Raw genomic sequence first — 19,638 nt, forward strand, 5'->3', positions numbered from 1 at the left:
TGGTTGCGCCGGTAGCGATCTCGCCCGGCGCAACCACAAGATCCACTGGTCGGTCCCGGTGGGTCATCATCGCAACGGAGCACCTCACTGCACCTGTCGGCGCAGAAGGTTCTTGAGCAGTTTGCCCCCGGCATTGCGCGGTAGCGCCTCGGTGACAACCGTGGCGTACTGCGGAATCTTGAAGTCGGCGAGATGGTTTCGGCAATGCGCGAGCACGGCGGCGATATCGATCGGCGCCCGGTCTCCGAACAGGACGGCGCCGACCTTCTCCCCCATCACGTCGTGGGGCACGGCGAGCACCGCGGCGTCGGCGACACCGGGAGCGGACAGCAGTACCGCCTCCACCTCCACACTCGAGATGTTCTCGCCGCCGCGGTTGATGATGTCCTTGATCCGGTCGATGATGTGCACGCGTCCGGCATCATCGACCCGGACGACATCGCCGGTGCGCAGCCAGCCGCCCACCATCGTCTCCGCGGTCGCCTTCGCTCGGTTCCAGTATCCCGCAGTGACATTCGGGCCTCGGACCACCAGTTCTCCCGTGCCCGGTTCACCGTCGATCGGCACGATGCCCAGATCCACCGACGGCACCGCGTAGCCGACCGAATCGGCGTGCTCGATCGCGTCCCGGTCCGGTAGCACGGCGATCAAGGACGCCGTCTCCGTCATGCCGTAACCGTTCATCACGGTCGCCTGGGGGAACGCCGCCTGCAACGCCTGTACCAGCGACGGCGCGATCGGCGCGCCACCGTACCCGACTATGCGGACCTGGGACACGTCCGCATCGGCGAAATTCGGATGACGGAGCAGCAGGGAGTACACCGCGGGCACCGTCACGAGGAAGGAAATGCGTTCCGCGGCAATCGCTTCGATCAGTGCGGGCAGGTCGAGTGCGGGCAGGATCACCGAGGTGCCGCCGGCGTAGGCGGCGACCAGCAGTTGTGAATTGCAGGCCGTCACATGGAACAGGGGCACGGAGATGAGGGTGCGCAGGTCCGAGCCGGCGCCACGGGAGATGCCGGAACAGCGAATCATGTTCTCGGCGCTGGTGATGAATGCCTCGCGTGTCGTCGGAACACCTTTCGGGCGTCCGGTCGTACCGGAGGTGTAGAAGAGCGCTGCCACATCACCGGCGCCGAGACCCTCCGCCACGTACGGATCACCGTCGGGCAGTGGAGTATCGGCCGCCAGATCGACCGTCACATCGGCGTCGTCGAGCACGAACTCCACCTCCGGAGGTGCCGAGCGCGTATTGACCGGCACCGCGATACCACCCGCGAACACCGTGCCCCAGAAGGCCAGCACCCAGTTCACACCGGCCGGATATCGCAGGGCGACTCGATCCCCGCGCCGCACGCCGAGCGCCCGGAGCCCACCGGCCACCCGCGACGCGCGTTCCCACAGCTGGGCATAGGTCAACCGATCGCCGCCGATCTCGACGACCGCCTCGACATCGGGGTGCGTGTCGACGTGCGCGCGCACCGTGTCCGGCAACGTCGCCGGCACATCGGTGTAGTGCGCGATCCCCCGCGCGTCTCTGGTCAACGCCGATTGATCGAAAGGGTTGCGCGAGCGCGTTATTTCGATGATCGCAGTGGTCATTCGGCGGCCTCCGGGCGGCGCAAGTCGGCTACGGACATCATGGTGATCTCTCCTCTGTCATCGCTGGGGGGGAGTCCGATTCGGCACAGGATGGCCCGCTAGAGCACGGCTCGGCCGGCAGCCTCCGCGATGCAGTTCGATGTCGAATCGAGTTCGAATTTAGGAGTCGTAGCGTTAGCGTGTCAACAGTCGGCCGACGTGCGCATGGCGTCCGACTCGACGGCGACTGCCCGACGGGGTCGAGACATTCCTTGCCTCAGCGCTGTGGCGCGTAGGTCCCCAGGTATGCAGCGACCAGGCGACGCGCCTCGTCGATCGTGGCGTCATCTCCATTCGGAGACCTCCGGAAAGCGACATCGAAGAGCCTGTCGGCGGCCTCGAAGGCGAGTTCGACAACGACCGGCGGGGTATCGGGACGAATCAGGGCACGCTCGGTGAGGTGGCACCACAGCTGCCGCGCCTGCGACGCGTCGAACATCTGCGCCAGTTCGCTGAGCAACGAGCTACGCCCCGAGAACCAGAGCTCGCCGAAGCTCGGATGTTCGCGCATGTAAGCGAGATACAGGTCACCGACCGTGTCGCAGGCGTCACGCAGGGTGCCCGGCTCGCTGCGACCCAATGCGGCACGCAGACGTTCGTCGAGTTCGCGCAGATACCGCTGCGCCAGCTCGGTTTCAACCTGATGCCGGTCAGCGAAGTAGTGATACACCGAGGCCACCGGAATGCCCGTTCGTTCGCCCATCGCCTTGAGGGTGGCAGCCTCGTAGCCCCGCTCACCGAGCAACGCTTCGGCGGCGTCGAGAATGGCCTGCACACGCTTGACTCCTCGGCGCTGAACCGGAGCAGGGCGGATGGTAGCCCGAGGTGTCGACAAATTTTCGAACACGATTCGAGATCGTAACAGCGTCGAAATCGGACATCGAAATCGATTCGACATCGATACTCCAGGACAGGGCCGGAGGGGCTACATCGCGGCAACCGTGCGATGAGGCAGCCATACCGTCGCCTATCAGGGTTTGCGGGCTATACCGCAGTAGCAGGAGACCTCGCTTTCCGAGCAGGGCAACCACCCACCTTCTTGCGACGAGTAGGAATGGCGCTAGATGTCATATACCCCTAAGGGGTATGAGATAGGTTACAGCAGCCAAGGATGTTCCCATATACCCCAGGCGGATTGGGCCGCGGGCTCGACCTGGGTGGTGCTGTTCGCGGCCGCCGTGCTGCTGGGTGCGTTCGTCGCGATGAAGGCCCGACTCAAGGATCCGCTGATGCCGCTGGCGCGGCGCTGCTGCCGATGACCGCGCTGATCATGGTCGGCATGATCGCGATCTCGCCGAAACTGTTCGCGCGCTTCGGGGCTCGCACCATGACCGTCACCGGTCCGCTGCTCGCCGCCGGCTACCGGCTCGGTTCCGCGCTCGGCTTCGCCGCGGCGGCGCTCGCCCTGGCCACCTTCCGGTCACCGGCCCGGCGCGCCCGGGCGGTCGCGGCCGGAGTGTGACGGGAGCCGGCCGGATCGGAAACCTGAACGGCCCGACGGGAACCCACCTCCGCCGGGCCGTTCGCCCGCACCGGAGATCGGGTGCCCATTCGCCGGGGTGCATGATGGGGCGCATGCTTCCCACCGACCGCCTGCACCAGGTCGACCGGCATCCCGCCGTGATCGATACGCCGCTCGGCACCGTCGTGTTCGCTGTCGCGCTCGGCTCGGAACAGGTACCGACCGGTCCGGATGCCGTGTGGCGCTTGGCGAACGGCTCGCACCTGCACCGCTGGCGGCACCGGGACGCCACGGTCGATCTGCTCCTGGGCCGCATCGAGATGCCGGCCTGGGACGGCGGCGCGGCCGTACCCATGTGGGCGGGAATCTGGCAGGTGCAGGCGCATTCGGCGGTGCCCGCACTGACCTTCTCGGCCGAACTGACCGATCTGTCCGCGGACACGTTCTGTGGTCCCGACTCCGGTGAATGCCTCGCGGCCGTGACCGCCGAGAACGACCGCTTCTCGGTGTCGATCGGCGGCCCGGATTCCGAACTGCTGGCCATGCAGGCCGCCGACGGCCGGCTCATGCCCGCCGACTGGGCGGACCAGCTGCCCGCCGACGGCAATGACGACGACTCCGAATACGGTGTGCGCTACCTGGATCCGGCCGGAATCCAGTGGCGGCTACCCGGTCTCGCCAGCACGGAGGTGGCCCGGCTCTGCATCGCGACCGCCTGGTGCCCCCGCGACGACGACCGGCCCGCGGCCTGGTTCGCGGTCGACATCCCCCTCGACACCGCCTACCTCCACCTCACCACCGACCGCCCCTGACGAACGCCGGCTACCCGGATACCGAACCGGTGGCCGCCCACCGGCGGAACTCGTCCGGGGATTGCCCCGTCTGACGGCGGAACGCCCGCCGCAGCGCCCTAGGGTCGGTGTAGCCGACCCTGGCCGCGATCGCGTACATGGGGAGATCGGTGCCGCGCAACAGATCCGACGCGTGCTCGTGACGGATCGTGTCGACCTCGGCCCGCCAGCTGGTGCCCAGCTCCTGCAGACGACGTTGCAGGGTGCGCGGGCTCACGGCGAGCCGGGCGGCGACCTGATCGAGTTCGAGTTCGCCGCACGCCATCGCCTCGCGCAGCACCGCGCGGATCCTGCCGATCGGGCTGGGCACGGGACGCGCACTGGCGAGCAGCAATTCCGCGTAGCCGCGATGGATCCGGCCCAGGTTCGGGTCGCCCCCGGTGGGCAGGGCCGCCGCATCGAGGAAGGTCAGCTCGGAATTCGGGGCCTCGAAGCAGATCCGGTTGGTACCGAACGCCTCGACGAGATGCCGGTGATTGCGCGGCGCGCGGTGCCGGAACGCCACCCGAACCGGAACCAGCGGATGCCCGGTCGCCTCACGGGCCCGCTGCAGCATCACCGCGAGCGTGAACTCCTCGACCAGCCCCAGGATCGGCCCCGGTTCGACGGTCGCGGTATCCCGGACGATAAGCAGCCCGCCGCTCTCCAGCACCTGGCCGCCACCGAGCGGATCCGCGACGACGGCGCGCAATTCGACCACGCTGCGCAGACTTTCGGCCAGCGTCGGCCCGCTCGAGAAGAGGTAATCCCACACCGACAGGCTCCCCCGCGTGGCCGTGGCCGCCGCGCACAGACCTCCCGTCGGCCCCGCGGCCGCATAGATCAGCTCCCAGACCCGCCACGCCGAGCCGGTCGGAACCCGCACCAGATCGTCGCCGAGCTGATCGGCCCCCAGCTCCAGCGCGCTGAAGAGTTGCGACGCCGACGCTCCCGCCCGCAGCGCCGCCTCCCGAACCAGGGCCGCCAGCCGCGACGAGATGGTATTGCCGATCATCGCCGCAGCTTAGCGACCACCGATTACTTCTGAACGGGACCTTCGGGACCGCGACCCGACCATTGCTACCCGGCCGCTGACCGGCCGGACCGCCGTCACCTCGGGCGCTGAAGTCACCCACGTCGTGCGTCCTGTTTCAAAAACCGCACCGCACAGTCTAATTTGGATCCTCGTGCATTGCACTGTGAGTGCAACGCGATGCCACCGCCCGTCGATGACGCTCCACTCCCGGGAACCCAATGACCATCCACCCCACCGGTATTCACGCCCCCACCGGGGCCGGGCTCGACCCCGACGCACAGGTGATGGACACCGTGCTGTTGCCCGGGTATGTGCTGAGCACGATCGGAGTGTGCGAGGACACGCGACATCGCCTGGCGCTCGCCGCGGACCTGCCGGGCTGGCTGCTGACCGCGCCCGAATCCATGGTGCCCAGCGAGCGGTATCTGCGGCTGTGGGAACTCGTCGAACACGAAACCCAGGATCCCGCCATCGCCGTCCGCACCGCACTCGAGTACACGCCCGGACAGCTCGGCATCATCGACTACCTGCTGCTGACCGCGCCCACCCTGGGTGCTGGACTCGCGCTGACCGATCGGTTCATGGACGCGTGCTCGACCAACCGGGAGTTCCAGGCGGTCGCCGACGCGGATCCGGACGGTGTGACGACGGTGTACACCGGCCTGGCCCGGGGTGAGGGCCGCGGTAGCGAGCTGGCCATGCACACCGGTCTGTGCGGGATGATCGTGAAAATGCGCACGGCCACCGGGCAGCACGTGGTGCCGGTGGACGTGCGACTGCGGCAGCGGGCGCCCAAGGGCCAGGCGGAGCTGACCGCGCTCACCGAGCTGTTCGGTACGCCCCGAATCGATTTCGGGGCGGCCACCAATCGCGTCACCTTCCGGAACGCCGATCTGGCGCTGCCGCTGCTGCGCGCCGACCCGGTCCTGAACCGAATCCTGGTGCAGCAGGCCGAGATGACGGCGCCACCGCGCATCACCACCTGGTCCGACCGGCTGCAGCAGGAGCTGGCGTCGATGCTGATCGACGGCGCGGTGACCATCGACGCGGTGGCCCGCCGGCTACTGACCGGCCGTCGCACCCTGCAGCGCCGCCTCGCCGAGGAGGGCACCTCCTGGCGGTACGAGCTCGAAAAGGCCCGCAGGCAACAGGTTCTCGACCAGCCGCTGGGCCTCACCCAGGCCGAGCGCGCCCGCCGCCTCGGCTACTCCGATCCGAGGTCGCTGCGCCGCGCCCAGCAGCGCTGGACCGACGTGAGCTGAGCGGGCCGCGGTGCGCCTGCGCGCCGGCGGTCACTGCGACTGATCCCAGCGGAAGCTCGCGGGCGACTGCCCGGTCCAGCGACGGAAAGCCCGGGCCAGCACCCGTTGATCGCGGTACCCGAGGCGCAACGCCACCGACCGCACCGGCACCGTGTGGTCGCGCAGCAGGGCGATCGCCGTGTCCCGCCGCACGATCTCGAGCTCCGCGCGCCAGCTGGTGCCGTGCTCGGCCAGGCGGCGCTGCAGGGTCCGGTCGCTGATCCGGAGGGCGGTGGCCACCTCCTCCAAACCCACCCCGTCGCCGCCGGACTCCGGCAGCGCCGCCTGCAGTGCCGCGCGGAAGACATCCAGCCAGGCCGGTTCGGGCCCGATCGAGTCGATCAGCTTCTGGGCGTGCGATCGCAGAATCCCCTGCAGGACAGGATCATTCGTCCGGCCACCAGACTCTGCGGTGGTGAGGAAGGTGATCGTGTCCCGGTCCTGACCGAAGTGGATGTTCCCGGTGCCGAGCGCGCGGACCAGGTGCGCGCGATCGTCGGGACCCCGGTGCGAGAAGTCCACCCGGACCGGCCGGCCCCCCTCACCGAAGCTCTCCGTCGCCCGCCGCACCATCACCGCCATGACGAATTCCTTGTTGACGGCCTCGGCCGCGCCCCGATGCGGCAGATCGAGATAGCGTGCGGTGAGCAGGGATCCGTCCTCCACCACCTCCAGATCGACCCGGCGGTCGCAGATGGTGTTGTTGTAGCGCGCCGCGTCGCGCAGGCCCTCGGCAAGGGTGGGCGCATTGCCGATGAGGTAGTCCCACACGTGCAGCCGCCCCAGCTCGGCCACGTCCGCGGCCAGCACCCCGGCCTCGGGTCCCGCCAGCCGGTGCAGCAGCTCCCACAGCCGCGACGCCGTCGCGGTCGGGATGCGCGCCGTGTCGTCGAACAGCAGAGCCGGATCGCGGCCGAGCAACTGGGCGATCTGCTCCGTCTCGGCGCCCGCCCGCCGGGCCGCGTCCGCGATCACCCCCACCACATGGGACGAGACGGTATTGACCGCATTGCCGGACCGGTCCAGGACCGTAGTCGCCATCTCTGCCACCTTCTCACGGAATTGCGCTGAGACTCCCGTTAACTCGGACCTTCCGGTACGTATTCCCCTCGCGCCGACCCGCAGAGTAAGCGCATCGGCAACTGTCACCGCCCTGCTCGAGGAGCTGGGCATAGGCGATGATGCCCGTCCGGCGTACTGTCGAGTCTGTGAGCAGTGGCGCCGCCCCGGCGGCAGCGGCGGAGGGCTCGGACCTGTGGGCCCGGGCTTTCGCGACGCTGTATGACCCTCTGCTGTGGATGGGCGAGAGGGCGGGGATGGGCGCTCGCCGGCGAAATTTACTCAGCCGTGCGAGGGGGCGGACTGTCGAGCTCGGCAGCGGTACCGGCCTCAACCTGGAGTACTACCCGGACGGCCTGGACGAGCTGATCTTGACCGAACCGGAGGCCGCGATGCGGACGCGGTTGGCGCGGAGGCTGCGTCGCAGCCGCAATCACGCACGTGTACTCGACGCATCGGCGGAAAAACTGCCGTTCGCGGATGGAACCGTGGATACCGTCGTCTCAACGCTCGTGTTGTGCACTGTCGATGACCCTGATCCGGTACTGCGGGAGATCGAGCGCGTATTGCGTCCCCGCGGCCAGCTGCTGTTTCTGGAGCACGTACGTTCCGAGTCGCCGCGGCTGTCCTCTTGGCAAGACCGTCTCGCCGAGCCGTGGCGCCGGTTCGCAGAGGGCTGCCACTGCAACCGCGCCACCCTCGAGCTGATCCGGGCGTCCGGGCTGGAGCTCGAAGACGTGCAGGAAATGCCATGGCGGGCAATGCCCCCGATTGTTCGACCGCTGATCACGGGCGTCGCCACCAAGAACGGTTAGGAGCCGGCGCCCCATCCGGGCGGTGGCCATTCGCGCCAGGAGAGTGCCCTTCCGCGTCAGCGGCGTGGTGAAGTGGCATCCTTCAGGGGTTCATGCCCTGCTCGACTCACCCCGATCAGGAGGCACCATATGGCCGGACTGGTCCGCATCCGCCACGTCAAACTGCCGGTCAGCGACCTGGCGCGCAGTGTCGCCTGGTACTGCGACCTGCTGGATCTGCGCCTGGCGGGCGAGTTCCGGGAAGAGGGTGAGCTGCGCGGGGCACAGCTCATGCACCCGTCCGGTTTCGGCATCGCGTTGTGGGAGCGCGAATACTGTGCGGGCACACCGGATTTCCGCGGCTTCGACGTCTTCGCCCTGGAGGTGGACTCGGTCGACGACCTGCACGCCTTCGCCGCCCGCGCCGACGAACTGGAGTACACCCGCGGTGAGGTGATCGATCGCGGCCCGTACGGCGCGATCCTGGATCTCGCCGACCCCGACGACACCGTGGTGCGGCTGCTGGCCAACAACCCCTTCCACGCGGATCGATTCCTCGGGATGGATACCGACGGCAAGGGCGGGTTCACCGTCTACGACACCCCGACCCTCGGCTGAGCGCCGAACCCTCCCGGAAACACATATCCCCAGGTAGGCATGCCTGAGACATTTGTACTAGACAAGTGTGCCAGTCATTTAGTACATTTGTCTTAGACGTTAGAGCCAACCGAGAGGGCCGACACCATGAACACCACCGCCAACTCGCTGCACATCCTCGTTTCCGGCGGCGGCATCGCCGGCAATGCCGTTGCGCTGCAACTGCTCCGGGCCGGAGCCCGGGTCACCGTCGTGGAGCGCGCCACCGCGCCCCGCCCCGGCGGCCAGGCCGTCGACCTGCGCGCCGCCAGCAAGGAGGTCGCCGAGCGCATGGGCCTGATGCCGGGCATCCGCAAGTGCCAGCTCGAAGAGCTGGGCATGGCCTGGGTCGACCGCAAGGGCACCGAATACGCCGCCCTGCCGATGGAGGCCTTCGACGGCAAGGGCCCGGTCGCCGAAATCGAGATCACCCGCGGCGATCTGAACCAGGTACTGCTCGACCTGCTGGCCGAAACTCCGGGCAAGCTCGACTACCGCTACGGCGAGTGGATCGAGACCCTCGACCAGGACGACACCGGCGTGACAGTCGGCTTCGGTTCCGGCGCGACCGGGCGCTTCGATCTGGTGGTCGGCGCGGACGGCGTGCACTCGGCGGTCCGTCGCCTCGCCTTCGGGCCGGAGGAACAGTTCTCCACGTACCTGGGCGGCTACACCGCCTTCTTCACCATGCCCACCCCCGCCGACACCAAGCCGGGCTGGTTCGCCATGCACTCGGTGCCCAGCGCCGCCGTCGGCATCCGCCCCGACCGCGACCCGCGCACCGCCAAGGCCATCCTGACCCTCCGCACCTCGGAGAACCCCGCGCTGCGCCGCGATGTCGCCGCCCAGCAGCGCCTCATCACCGACATGCTCGCCGAGGCCGGCTGGCACGCGCCCACCGCGCTCGCGGCCATGCCCGGCGCACCCGACTTCTACTTCGACGTGCTGGCCCGCATCGACATGCCGACCCTGGCCGCCGGGCGGGTCACCCTGGCCGGCGACGCGGGCTACTGCGGCTCCCCCCTGACCGGCATGGGCACGGCGATGGCGCTGGTGGGCGCGTACATCCTGACCGGCGAAATCGCCGCCACCCCGGACGATCTGCCCGGCGCGCTGGCCCGCTACGAGGAGCGGGTGACCCCGTTCCTGGACGCGGCCAAGGAACTTCCCGGCGGCGGCATCCAGATGATGCTCCCGAAGTCGAAGGTCCTGACCGCCCTGGGCCGGCTCAATATGCGGATCATGACCTCGGGCCCGATGCTCCCGCTGACCCGGAAGCTGTTCGAGCCCAAGGCCGAGGACTACCGGCTGCCCGCGTACGAGACCGAGACGCTGGTCTGAATCCCGGCCTCAGCCGAGATGCTTGCGCAGGAAGGCCGCGACCTCGTCGGTGGCGGCCGCCGCCTCCGGGGTGTCCCGCATGATCGGGTAGACATGCGGGAGACCCTCACCGCGCGACAGCGTCACATCGACGCCCACGGCCCGCGCGGCGGCCGCGAAACCCTCGGAGTCACCGAGCAGCAGTTCGGCCGTGCCGACCTGGATCAGCAGCGGCGGCAGGCCGGCCGGGTCACCGAAAAGCGGTGAGGCCGAAGGAATTCGGGGATCAGCGCCATTCAGGTAGGCGGCGAAGACACCCCGCAGCATGCCGGCGGTGAAGATCGCGTCCCGGCCGTCGAGCTCGGTCATGGAGACCCCGGAAGCGCTCATATCCAACGTGGGCGAGAGCAGCACGGCTGCCGCGGGCAGCGCCGCGCCGGCATCGCGCAGCTCCAGCAGCAGCGCCGCGATGAGATTGCCGCCCGCCGAATCACCCACCAGCGCAATGGAATTCACGGCCACACCCGGTTCCTCACGCAGCCGGCGCCAGACCGCCCGGATATCCTCCACCGCCGCCGGGTACGGATGCTCCGGCACCAATCGATACTCCGGGAACAGCACCCGCGCCCCGGCCGCCCGCCCCAGCCGCGCCGCCAACTCACCGTGGCTGTCCAGCGAGCCCAGCGAGAACCCGCCGCCGTGCACGTACACCAGCACCCGATCCGGCGAGGTCCCCGGCGCGTCCACCCAGTACGCGGGCACGCCCGCCACCGAAACCGCGCTCACCCGGACATCATCGGGAATCTCGTACCGCTTGCCCGCGGGCAGGAAATTGGCCCGCAACTCCTCGATCGACGGCGGCGTCGCCGGCCGCGCCACCCGGTTCCGCTCGAACAGCTCGATGTGCTCCCGCATCTCCGGGCTCGGCATGGCGATTCCCCTTCCGCTCCAAGTCCTTTTGATCTCGTCGCAGCCGACAACCCTGCCCGCCCGCCGTTTGTTCCGGCCACCCCCGGATATGCCACGACCCCGGTCACCGGACCGGGGTCGTGGAATGCCGAGGAGATTCAGGCGCTGCCGTTGGTGGCTTCCGGCTTGGTCTCGCTGCGCGGCTCGGACTCGGTGTCCTCCGCCTGCGCGGCCTCGTGATCCTCACGCGCCGCGATGCCGTGCTCGGTGCCCTCGTCGGCCTCCTGGTCCGCCTCCGGATGTTCCGGGGAGAACTCGGCGGGCAGGTTCTTGATGTGCCTGTTCATGTTCCGGATGAGCAGGATGGTGCCGGCCAGCAGCACCAGCACGATGACCAGACCCAGCGGGGACGCCTTGCCGAACTCGGGTCCGGTGGGCGAGTTGGTGCCCTGGGCGAGCAGCGTGAGCATCATCGGGCGGTGTCCTCGTTGTCGGCGGCGTCGAAGCCGGAATCGGCCTCGTCGATTCCCGCGAACAGGTCGGTCTCCGGGATCGCGGTCTTGACCCGGGTCTTGGCCAGCTCGAACTCCTCGGTGGGCCACAGTCGCTGCTGCATCTCCAGCGGAATCGCGAAGAAGGCGCCGTTGGGGTCGATCTGAGTGGCGTGGGCGCGCAGGGCGTCGTCACGCTGCGGGAAGTACTTGGCGCACTCTACCTGGGTGGTGACCCGCGCCATGATGTCGCCGCGCTCGGCGGCGTACTTGCGCATGCGGTCCATCCAGTCCTGCATGGGGAAGGGCTCGCCGCGGCGCGCGTACTCGTCGGCGAAGACCTCCAGCCGGGTGAGGCTGAAGCCGTGGTTGTAGTAGAGCTTGAGCGGCTGCCAGGGCTCGCCCGCGTCGGGGAACCGCTCCGGATCGCCCGCCGCCTCGAAGGCCGCGACCGACACCTTGTGGCACATGATGTGATCCGGGTGCGGGTAGCCGCCCATCTCGTCATAGGTGGTCATGACGTGCGGCCTGAACTGGCGGACCACGCGCACCATCGCCTCGGTGGCCTCCTCCAGGGGCACCAGCGCGAAGCTGCCCTCGGGCAGCGGCGGCAGCGGATCGCCTTCCGGCAGACCGGAATCCACGAAGCCGAGCCAGGTCTGGCGGACGCCGAGCGCCTCGGCGGCGGCGGCCATCTCCTCGCGGCGGACCTCGGTGATGCGGTCCTTGATGCCGGGGGTGTCCATGGCGGGGTTCAGGATGTCGCCGCGTTCTCCGCCGGTGAGGGAGACGACCAGCACGTCATTGCCTTCGGCGGCATAGCGCGCGGTGGTCGCCGCGCCCTTGCTGGATTCGTCGTCGGGATGCGCGTGCACCGCCATGAGGCGAAGACCACTCACTTCTCGTTCACCTCACCGATCACGTTTTTCACCTCGTAGCGTCGAGCTGTATCAATTGGCACGTGCAGGGGTCCTGCGTGGTTACGCAAGCTGCCTCCTCCGGACCCTGACCGCACGTGCCGAGTCCAGACACAGGCATCAGATATGCATTCCCTATAGTTCCATCCGATCGTTGTTTGTTCCGACCTACCCCCCGGGAGCGTCCCCGATATGAGTGAAAGACCGGCTGACCGGTACGGGATTACGCCTCGGAAGACCCGCCGCTGGCTCCCCTACGCCCTCGGAGCGGTCGTCATCCTCGCCGGGCTCGGGGTCTCCTATCTGGGCTACCGCACCTACGGGCCGCAGGCCATCGAACCGGATCGGATCGGCTACACGATCGTCGACGACTCCACTGTCAGTGTGGATTTCAAAGTGACACGCAAGGATCCGGGCCAGGCGGTCGTCTGCTTCGTGCGCGCCATGGACGGCGACACCGACGAGGTCGGCCGCCGCGAGATCCTGGTGCCCGGCTCCGACTCCGGCACCGTCCGCGTGGTCACCACGATCAAGACCACCCGACGGGCCGGCGCCGGCAATGTCTACGGATGCACCGACCATGTGCCGGCCTATCTGCGCGCCGGGTGAATCGTCCGTTAAGCGACCCGCATTGACGCTTCTACCTGCGCCTTTCCGAATCGTGCTAAAATGACGCGATACACGGTTCCGACGTTCGGAGCCGTGTTTGCTGCATTGACGGCCGGCGCTGTCGGGACTCTCCCCAGGGATCGCTCTGGCTGTCCGGTTGCTGCTGTGCCCATCTCCGGATGGCCACGGTAGCGGGCATCAGGGAATCCCGGCTTGCCGGGGACAACTACTAGGGAGTGATCGAGATGACTGAGACCGTGACTTGGCTGACCCCGGAGTCGCACGAGAGGCTCACGAGCGAACTCGGCGCGCTCATCGCCAACCGTCCCGTCATCGCGGCCGAAATCAACGAGCGCCGTGAAGAGGGCGACCTCAAGGAGAACGGCGGTTACCACGCGGCGCGTGAGGAGCAGGGCCAGCAGGAGGCGCGCATTCGCCAGCTGCAGGAGCTGCTGAACAACGCCAAGGTCGGCGTCGCGCCCACCAAGTCCGGCGTCGCCCTGCCCGGCTCGGTCGTCAAGGTCTACTACGACGGCGACGAGACCGACACCGAAACCTTCCTCATCGCCACCCGCGAAGAGGGCCTCGGCAGCGCCGACCTCGAGACCTACTCCCCCAACTCCCCGTTGGGCGGCGCGCTCATCAACGCCAAGGTCGGCGAAACCCGCGAATACACCCTGCCCAACGGCAACACCATGAAGGTGACGTTGGTCTCCGCCGAGCCTTACCACAGCTGATTTACGACCGACGGATTCGCGGCCCCGGTCCACACGGACTCCGGGGCCGCAATGTTTGTCGGCACCGGTAGCGATATGACGAAGCGCCGCACCAAGAATGGTGTGGCGCTTCGCTTCTTTCCGAAGGTGACAACTGATTTCGCGAGGTTCCGGGTAACTCACCGGGTACACCCGAAATCGGTTCGGCTCCCGACCGCCGGCACGGGTGCGTGACCGAGCACGGCACCCGGCCGCCCGCTAAAGGCTCGGGGAGGCGGTCAGGCCAGGGCCTGCTCGATGTCGGACAGCAGGTCGCTGATGTCCTCGATGCCGACGGAGAGGCGGACCAGGTCGGCGGGGACCTCGAGGGCCGAGCCGGCGGTGGAGGCGTGGGTCATGGCGCCGGGATGTTCGATGAGGGATTCGACGCCGCCGAGGGATTCGGCGAGGGTGAAGACCTTGGTCTTGGCGCAGAAGGCGAGGGCCGCGTCCTTGCCGCCGTGGACGCGAACCGAGATCATGCCGCCGAAACGGCGCATCTGCTTCTGGGCCACGGTGTGGCCGGGGTGCTCGGGCAGGCCGGGGTAGATGACCTGAGCGATCTTGGGGTGGTTGGCGAGGAATTCGGCGATGGTCTCGGCATTGTCGCAGTGCCGATCCATGCGCAGGGCCAGCGTCTTGATGCCGCGCATGGTGAGGAAGGCGTCCATCGGGCCGGGGACCGCGCCCGCACCGTTCTGCAGGAACGCGAACTTGGCGTCCATCTCCTGATCGTCGGTGATCAGCGCGCCGCCCACCACGTCCGAGTGCCCGCCCAGGTACTTGGTGGTCGAGTGCAGCACGATGTCCGCGCCCAGCAGCAGCGGCTGCTGCAGGTACGGCGAGGCGAAGGTGTTGTCCACCACCAGCTTCGCGCCGCCCGCGTGCGCCACCTCGGCCAGCGCCGCGATATCGCCGACATTCAGCAGCGGGTTGGTCGGCGTCTCGACCCACACCAGCTTGGTGTTGGGGCGCATGGCCCCGGCGACCGCGTCCACATCCGACACCGGCGCGACCGAGTACTCGATCCCCCACTGGGTGAACACCTTGTCGATGAGCCGGAAGGTGCCGCCGTACGCGTCGTTCGGGACCACCATGTGGTCACCGGGCCGCAGGTTCGCGCGGATCGCGCAGTCGGTGGCCGCCATACCCGAGGCGAAAGCCCGCCCGTAGGTACCGGATTCGAGCGCCGCCAGGTTCGCCTCCAGCGCCGTGCGGGTCGGGTTCCCGGTGCGCGCGTACTCGTACCCGCCGCGCATCCCGCCGACACCGTCCTGGGCGAACGTCGAACTCGCATAGATCGGCACGTTCACCGCACCGGTCTGAGGGTCCGGATCGAACCCAGCGTGCACCGCCCGTGTGGAGAAACCCAGCTCGCTCATGCGAACAGCCTAAGGGCTCCCCCGCCACGCTCCCCCGCCTCCCCGGGAATTCAGCGGGCGGCTGAGAGCCGCTTGCTGTCGGCAACCCGTACCGGCGGTTGGGTGCCGAACCGATTTTGGTCGTACCCGGCGAGTTACCCTCCCCTCACGAAATCAGTTGTTGCGTTCGCATGGACCGGTGTAATGCCGTGGCGGCCGAGTTCGGGTGGGGGCGCGGCGCGGCGTTGTCGGTAGGGCGGAGACGGTCTTATGGTGGGGCGCATGGTCACCGTGGACGAGCTGTTCGCCATCGATTCCCTGCTCAGTGACGAGGAGCGGGCGATCCGGGATACGGTGCGCGCGTTCGCCGCGGAGCGATTGCGGCCACGGGTGGCGGAGTGGTTCGAGGCGGGGACGTTTCCGGCGCGGGAGCTGGCGCCGGAGCTGGGGAAGCTCGGGCTGCTGGGAATGCATCTGGACGGGTACGGGTGCGCGGGGACGTCGGCCACGGCGTACGGGCTGGCCTGCCTGGAGCTGGAGGCCGTGGATTCGGGTGTGCGCAGCATGGTTTCGGTGCAGGGGTCGCTGGCCATGACCGCGATCCACAAGTACGGGTCCGAGGAGCAGAAGCTGCGGTGGCTGCCGGAGATGGCGGCGGGCCGGGTGATCGGATGCTTCGGGCTGACCGAGCCGGACTTCGGCTCGAATCCGGGCGGCATGCGGACGCGAGCGCGGCGGCACGGGAACGACTGGATCCTCGACGGGTCGAAGATGTGGATCACCAACGGGTCGGTCGCGGACGTGGCCGTCGTGTGGGCGCAGTCGCGCGAGGGTGAGCGGGATGTCATCCGCGGATTCGTAGTACCCACGGACACACCGGGTTTCAGCGCTCGCGAGATGAAGCACAAGCTGTCGCTGCGCGCGTCGATCACCGCCGAACTCTCCCTCGACGGCGTCCGGCTGCCCGCCGACGCCCTGCTGCCCGAGGCCCGTGGACTCCGCGCGCCGCTGGGCTGCCTGTCCGAGGCGCGCTTCGGCATCATCTTCGGCGCGCTCGGCGCGGCCCGAGACTGCCTGTCCGCCACAATCGAATACGCGCAGACCCGCGAGGTGTTCGACAAGCCGCTGGCGGCCTACCAGCTCACCCAGGCCAAACTGGCCGACATGGCGCTCGAACTCGGCAAGGGCGAACTGCTGGCGCTGCACCTCGGCCGTTTGAAGGACCGGCACGAGATCTCCAACGAGCAGATCAGCGCCGGCAAACTGAACAGCACCCGCGAGGCCATCAAGATCGCGCGCGAGTGCCGGACCATCCTGGGCGCGAACGGCATCACCCTCGAGTACCCGGTGCTGCGGCACGCCAACAACCTGGAGTCCGTCCTCACCTACGAGGGCACCGCCGAAGTGCATCAGCTCGTCCTCGGCGAGGCCCTGACAGGCGCGAAAGCGTTCCGCTGACCGGCGGTTCCGGCGAATTGCGCGATATGTCACAGCCGGCCCCCCGGGTGCCGGTCGATTGCTAGCATCACCGGGTGTTTGTGCCCGGCTCCGCCCTGCTCGTCGTTTCGGCGCGTAAAACCCTGAACCGCCTGCAGCGCACCCATGGAGCCCCCGCCGCGGAGGCCGCGGCCGTCTTCCCCGGTGTGTCCGCAGCGATCGACCAGCATGCCGCGGCTATCCGCGACATCCTCGACCTCGGCGTCGACAACTCCGGTCTCGTCCCGGCAAGTGTCCTGCTGGCCGGCTACGCCCGCGGCATCCTCGAGGACCTGCGCGAAGCCGAGGCCATCCTCCCCCACTCCCTGCTCGACTGGCAGGACGCCGACTGGCTCCACCTGCGCCTGGCGGGCGTCTGCGCGCTGGCCCGCGCCTCCTGACCTCACGATGAAGCAGCCCCGGGGTAGATACCCCGGGGCTGCTCGGTTTCTGACGGCACGGGATCAGCCCATGTCGTCGCGATCTCCCCGGTCCTGATTGCCGGGCCGCGGCATCGGCCCACTGGAACGTGGGGGCTGTCCGGGCGGCATCGGCTGTCCGGGCGGCGGCATCTGGCCGGGTTGTGCAGGCATCTGGCCGGATTGGGGCGGCATCTGCCCAGGCTGCTGCGGCGGCATTTGGCCGGATTGCTGCGGCGGCATCTGGCCGGATTGCTGCGGCGGCATCTGGCCGGGCTGCTGCGGCGGCATCTGGCCACCGCCCGGTCCCCAGCCGCCCTGTTGGCCGTATCCCGTTTGCCCGTAACCCATCTGGCCGCCGCCCTCTGGCTCTGCCCACTTGCCCGGAGGCATCTGGCCCATACCCTGCCCCGCCATCATGGGCCGGGTGGCCGAGCGCTGCGCCCACATGGCCGCCTCCTGCGCCTGCCGCTGACGGGCCGCATCCTCACGGCCCCGCTGATAGGCCTGCGCATGCCCCTTCACCTCGGGCATTTCGCCCTCGATGGCGTCGAGCCAGCCCGCCCACCGCTCCTGCATGGGCCGGATCAGGCCACCGCCGAGACCGACGATGAGGATACCGCCGATCGTCGCCAGCACCGTGATGAGAATCGGCATGGTGACCGACGTTCCCACCCCGATCTGATTGAGGGCCGCGATGATGCCGATGCCCCAGATGAACACCGCCGCAATGCGTCCCAGCGTGCGGCCGTAATCCAGACCGCTCAGCATGTTCGACACCATGTCCTGCACGACGCGTGCGATCGCGCCCGCGATGCAGATGATGACGATGGCGACCGCCAGCCGGGGTAGCCAGGCCACGATGCCGTTGAGCATGGTGCTCACCGGGTTCGGGCCGAAGACGCCGAAGCCGAGCTGCAACGTGATCAACAGAATCGCGTAGTACGCCAGCTTGGCGATGATGCCGGTGGCGTCGTAACTACCGCGGGCCAGCATGTCCTTGATGCCGCCGCGTTCCACCAGCCGATCGAACCCGACTCGGTTCAGGATCCGGGTCACCAGCTTGGCCACGAGTTTGGCCACAAGCCAGCCGATGAACAGAATGACCAGGAACCCGACGAATTTGGGCACCCACGTGGCGATGGAACTCCACGCGTTCGAAAGCCCCTGCCCGATCTGAATATCGATAGCCGAACTCGAGGTGTGCATGACCCCGTCCCTTCGCTATCCGTTCCGGCCGTGTGCCGGAACTGCTCTCCGGGGTCGTTATACGCCTGGTCGATCGTTGAGTTCGCTTGTTTGCGAAATAGTTGCCAAATCGGATGCCTGAGATTAGCCAAATGGCGGTACGACCGCCACCAAGACTCCGGCGACAGGCACCGCGGGCGGAGACGCAGCGATGGCCCGCCCCATCGGGCAGGCCATCGCGGTGTCGTCCGGTACGTCGTCGGACCGGATCAGTAGGCGCTGAAGACGTTGTCCATCGAGCCGTAGCGGTGCGCCGCGTAGTTGCAGGCAGCGACGATGTTCGCGACCGGGTCCCAGACGTCGAAGGCGGTGCCGTCGACGTGGTACGCGTTGAAGGTCGGGTCGATCACCTGGAGCAGGCCCTTGGACGGGATGCCCATGGCCGCGTTGGAGTCGTACAGGTTGATCGCCTGCGGGTTGCCGCTGGATTCGCGAATGATGTTGCGGTAGATGCCGTCGTAGCTACCCGGGATGCCGTGCTGAGCCATGATGTCCAGCGCGTGGTGGATCCAGCCGTCCAGGTTGTCCTCGTAGACGGGGGCGGGCGGCGCGGGGGCCGGAGCCGGCTCGGGAGCGGGCAGCGGGGCCGGCATGGGCGCCGGGGCCGGAGCCGCAACCTCGGCCGCGGGGGCGGGAGCGGGAGCGGGCTGTTCCTCGACCGCAGCGGCGGCGGGCGCGGCGACGGCCAGGGAGGCCTTCAACGCGGCCGGCTGGATATCTCCGCTGGCGGCGGCGCCGGCGGCGGTGATGATGGAGCCGAAGACGCCCAGGGCGAGGGCGGCGGCGCCGGCCGTACGAGCGGCGGCAACTACCTTGCTACGTCTAGCAGGGTCACTGAGAGCAGTCATAACATTCTTGGGCATGGCGAATTTGGATTCCTGTTCGGTTTCGGGCTCGCGGGCCTGAAGAAGGCAGCGCAGGACCATCCGGACGTCTCACGACCCCCGTCTGCGTACCTCGGGCTGTTGTGGATGCTGTTGTGAAACCCGGTATGGGTCAATGGGTTTGGCACACTGCGCGGAGTGCAGTGGGTACCTGTGCGACCTTCCGGCCGCGGTGCCTCATCGCACCGATGTAGTGATCACGTTCCGCATGTGTGTTCACATCTCCTTGCGCCATTCAGACTTGCGGTCTGTTTCCGACAAGGTCACAGCTTGATTGCGTCTTGTGAACACAGCCTGAATCAAAAGTGAACAGAAGGTGAACTGGCCCGTCGGGAAGCTCCTGGACCTGCATTAATACATGCGCTGACCTGGTGATTCAATTCGAAACGCAAAGTGTTTCGGATCACAGAAAAATATCGCCCCAAGATCGCGATATACCGATATTTGCCTGATTTCTCGGCGTTCATCGGCGTTTCACATTCCAAAAGTA

21 protein-coding genes are annotated in these 19,638 nt (G+C 68.0%); 11 read left to right on the forward strand and 10 right to left on the reverse strand.

Translation table 11 applies throughout. From position 1 onward, the window contains the following. Positions 1 to 84: 84 nt before the first annotated feature. Complete coding sequence (locus ACFXN1_RS24125) at positions 85 to 1,602, reverse strand: class I adenylate-forming enzyme family protein (protein ID WP_379441778.1); 1,518 nt, start codon at positions 1,600 to 1,602, stop codon at positions 85 to 87. Between the two features lie 256 nt (positions 1,603 to 1,858). Continuing rightward, positions 1,859 to 2,416, reverse strand: a complete 558-nt coding sequence (locus ACFXN1_RS24130; RefSeq protein WP_379441776.1) for a TetR/AcrR family transcriptional regulator — start codon at positions 2,414 to 2,416, stop codon at positions 1,859 to 1,861. Positions 2,417 to 2,705: 289 nt separating this feature from the next. Between ACFXN1_RS24130 and ACFXN1_RS24135 the strand changes: the two genes are divergently transcribed. The 3 genes from ACFXN1_RS24135 (at position 2,706) to ACFXN1_RS24145 (ending at position 3,915) form a co-directional block, all read left to right on the forward strand. Then, positions 2,706 to 2,900, forward strand: a complete 195-nt coding sequence (locus ACFXN1_RS24135; protein ID WP_379441775.1) for a hypothetical protein — start codon at positions 2,706 to 2,708, stop codon at positions 2,898 to 2,900. Beyond that, a complete protein-coding gene (locus tag ACFXN1_RS24140) occupies positions 2,897 to 3,103 on the forward strand; it encodes a hypothetical protein (RefSeq protein ID WP_379441773.1) in 207 nt (68 codons plus the stop codon). Before ACFXN1_RS24135 ends, ACFXN1_RS24140 begins: the two co-directional genes overlap by 4 nt. A 113-nt stretch (positions 3,104 to 3,216) precedes the next feature. Then, positions 3,217 to 3,915, forward strand: coding sequence for a hypothetical protein (locus ACFXN1_RS24145; RefSeq protein WP_379441772.1), 699 nt, complete (start codon positions 3,217 to 3,219; stop codon positions 3,913 to 3,915). 10 nt (positions 3,916 to 3,925) lie between these two features. On the opposite strand, the gene ACFXN1_RS24150 is transcribed toward ACFXN1_RS24145, so the two are convergent. Then, positions 3,926 to 4,948: a helix-turn-helix domain-containing protein gene (locus ACFXN1_RS24150; protein ID WP_379441771.1), complete on the reverse strand. Its 1,023-nt coding sequence runs from the start codon at positions 4,946 to 4,948 to the stop codon at positions 3,926 to 3,928. A gap of 239 nt (positions 4,949 to 5,187) precedes the next feature. On the opposite strand from ACFXN1_RS24150, the gene ACFXN1_RS24155 reads away from it, so the two are divergent. Next, on the forward strand, positions 5,188 to 6,231 hold the full coding sequence (locus ACFXN1_RS24155) for an AraC family transcriptional regulator ligand-binding domain-containing protein (RefSeq protein ID WP_379441769.1): 1,044 nt from the start codon (positions 5,188 to 5,190) through the stop codon (positions 6,229 to 6,231). A gap of 30 nt (positions 6,232 to 6,261) precedes the next feature. Here ACFXN1_RS24155 and ACFXN1_RS24160 read toward each other — a convergent pair whose 3' ends face one another. Then, on the reverse strand, positions 6,262 to 7,311 hold the full coding sequence (locus tag ACFXN1_RS24160) for an AraC family transcriptional regulator ligand-binding domain-containing protein (RefSeq protein ID WP_379441768.1): 1,050 nt from the start codon (positions 7,309 to 7,311) through the stop codon (positions 6,262 to 6,264). A gap of 167 nt (positions 7,312 to 7,478) precedes the next feature. Between ACFXN1_RS24160 and ACFXN1_RS24165 the strand changes: the two genes are divergently transcribed. The 3 genes from ACFXN1_RS24165 (at position 7,479) to ACFXN1_RS24175 (ending at position 10,100) form a co-directional block, all read left to right on the forward strand. After that, complete coding sequence (locus ACFXN1_RS24165; RefSeq protein ID WP_379441766.1) at positions 7,479 to 8,144, forward strand: class I SAM-dependent methyltransferase; 666 nt, start codon at positions 7,479 to 7,481, stop codon at positions 8,142 to 8,144. 129 nt (positions 8,145 to 8,273) lie between these two features. After that, on the forward strand, positions 8,274 to 8,741 hold the full coding sequence (locus tag ACFXN1_RS24170) for a VOC family protein (protein WP_379441765.1): 468 nt from the start codon (positions 8,274 to 8,276) through the stop codon (positions 8,739 to 8,741). Positions 8,742 to 8,867: 126 nt separating this feature from the next. Further along, entirely contained in the window at positions 8,868 to 10,100 is a 1,233-nt protein-coding gene (locus tag ACFXN1_RS24175) for an FAD-dependent monooxygenase (RefSeq protein ID WP_379441764.1), read from the forward strand. Positions 10,101 to 10,109: 9 nt separating this feature from the next. On the opposite strand, the gene ACFXN1_RS24180 is transcribed toward ACFXN1_RS24175, so the two are convergent. From ACFXN1_RS24180 to mca, 3 genes are all read right to left on the reverse strand, one after another. Beyond that, positions 10,110 to 11,009, reverse strand: a complete 900-nt coding sequence (locus tag ACFXN1_RS24180; RefSeq protein WP_379441762.1) for an alpha/beta hydrolase — start codon at positions 11,007 to 11,009, stop codon at positions 10,110 to 10,112. Positions 11,010 to 11,146: 137 nt separating this feature from the next. Beyond that, a complete protein-coding gene (locus ACFXN1_RS24185) occupies positions 11,147 to 11,461 on the reverse strand; it encodes a hypothetical protein (RefSeq protein WP_379393734.1) in 315 nt (104 codons plus the stop codon). Next, complete coding sequence (gene mca / locus ACFXN1_RS24190) at positions 11,458 to 12,360, reverse strand: mycothiol conjugate amidase Mca (RefSeq protein ID WP_379441799.1); 903 nt, start codon at positions 12,358 to 12,360, stop codon at positions 11,458 to 11,460. Before mca ends, ACFXN1_RS24185 begins: the two co-directional genes overlap by 4 nt. Before the next feature lie 228 nt (positions 12,361 to 12,588). On the opposite strand from mca, the gene ACFXN1_RS24195 reads away from it, so the two are divergent. Beyond that, positions 12,589 to 13,005 (forward strand): DUF4307 domain-containing protein, encoded by a 417-nt coding sequence (locus ACFXN1_RS24195; RefSeq protein ID WP_379393732.1) that lies wholly within the window; start codon positions 12,589 to 12,591, stop codon positions 13,003 to 13,005. Positions 13,006 to 13,250: 245 nt separating this feature from the next. Continuing rightward, entirely contained in the window at positions 13,251 to 13,742 is a 492-nt protein-coding gene (gene greA / locus ACFXN1_RS24200; protein WP_354833370.1) for a transcription elongation factor GreA, read from the forward strand. A gap of 257 nt (positions 13,743 to 13,999) precedes the next feature. Here greA and ACFXN1_RS24205 read toward each other — a convergent pair whose 3' ends face one another. Next, complete coding sequence (locus ACFXN1_RS24205) at positions 14,000 to 15,142, reverse strand: cystathionine gamma-synthase (RefSeq protein ID WP_379441761.1); 1,143 nt, start codon at positions 15,140 to 15,142, stop codon at positions 14,000 to 14,002. Between the two features lie 261 nt (positions 15,143 to 15,403). Here ACFXN1_RS24205 and ACFXN1_RS24210 point away from each other — a divergent pair, with 261 nt between their 5' ends. Together ACFXN1_RS24210 and ACFXN1_RS24215 are read left to right on the forward strand one after the other, a co-directional pair. Then, the gene (locus ACFXN1_RS24210; protein WP_379441759.1) at positions 15,404 to 16,579 is read left to right on the forward strand and encodes an acyl-CoA dehydrogenase family protein; all 1,176 of its coding nucleotides are present in this window, start codon (positions 15,404 to 15,406) and stop codon (positions 16,577 to 16,579) included. Between the two features lie 74 nt (positions 16,580 to 16,653). After that, on the forward strand, positions 16,654 to 16,998 hold the full coding sequence (locus ACFXN1_RS24215) for a DUF6401 family natural product biosynthesis protein (protein WP_379441758.1): 345 nt from the start codon (positions 16,654 to 16,656) through the stop codon (positions 16,996 to 16,998). Between the two features lie 63 nt (positions 16,999 to 17,061). Here ACFXN1_RS24215 and ACFXN1_RS24220 read toward each other — a convergent pair whose 3' ends face one another. Both ACFXN1_RS24220 and ACFXN1_RS24225 read right to left on the reverse strand, forming a co-directional pair. Beyond that, positions 17,062 to 18,225: a hypothetical protein gene (locus ACFXN1_RS24220; protein ID WP_379441757.1), complete on the reverse strand. Its 1,164-nt coding sequence runs from the start codon at positions 18,223 to 18,225 to the stop codon at positions 17,062 to 17,064. Positions 18,226 to 18,473: 248 nt separating this feature from the next. Further along, the gene (locus ACFXN1_RS24225) at positions 18,474 to 19,127 is read right to left on the reverse strand and encodes a transglycosylase SLT domain-containing protein (protein WP_379441755.1); all 654 of its coding nucleotides are present in this window, start codon (positions 19,125 to 19,127) and stop codon (positions 18,474 to 18,476) included. Positions 19,128 to 19,638: the final 511 nt, after the last annotated feature.

The organism is Nocardia sp. NPDC059154 (assembly GCF_042755705.1).
Taxonomy (GTDB): Bacteria; Actinomycetota; Actinomycetes; order Mycobacteriales; family Mycobacteriaceae; genus Nocardia.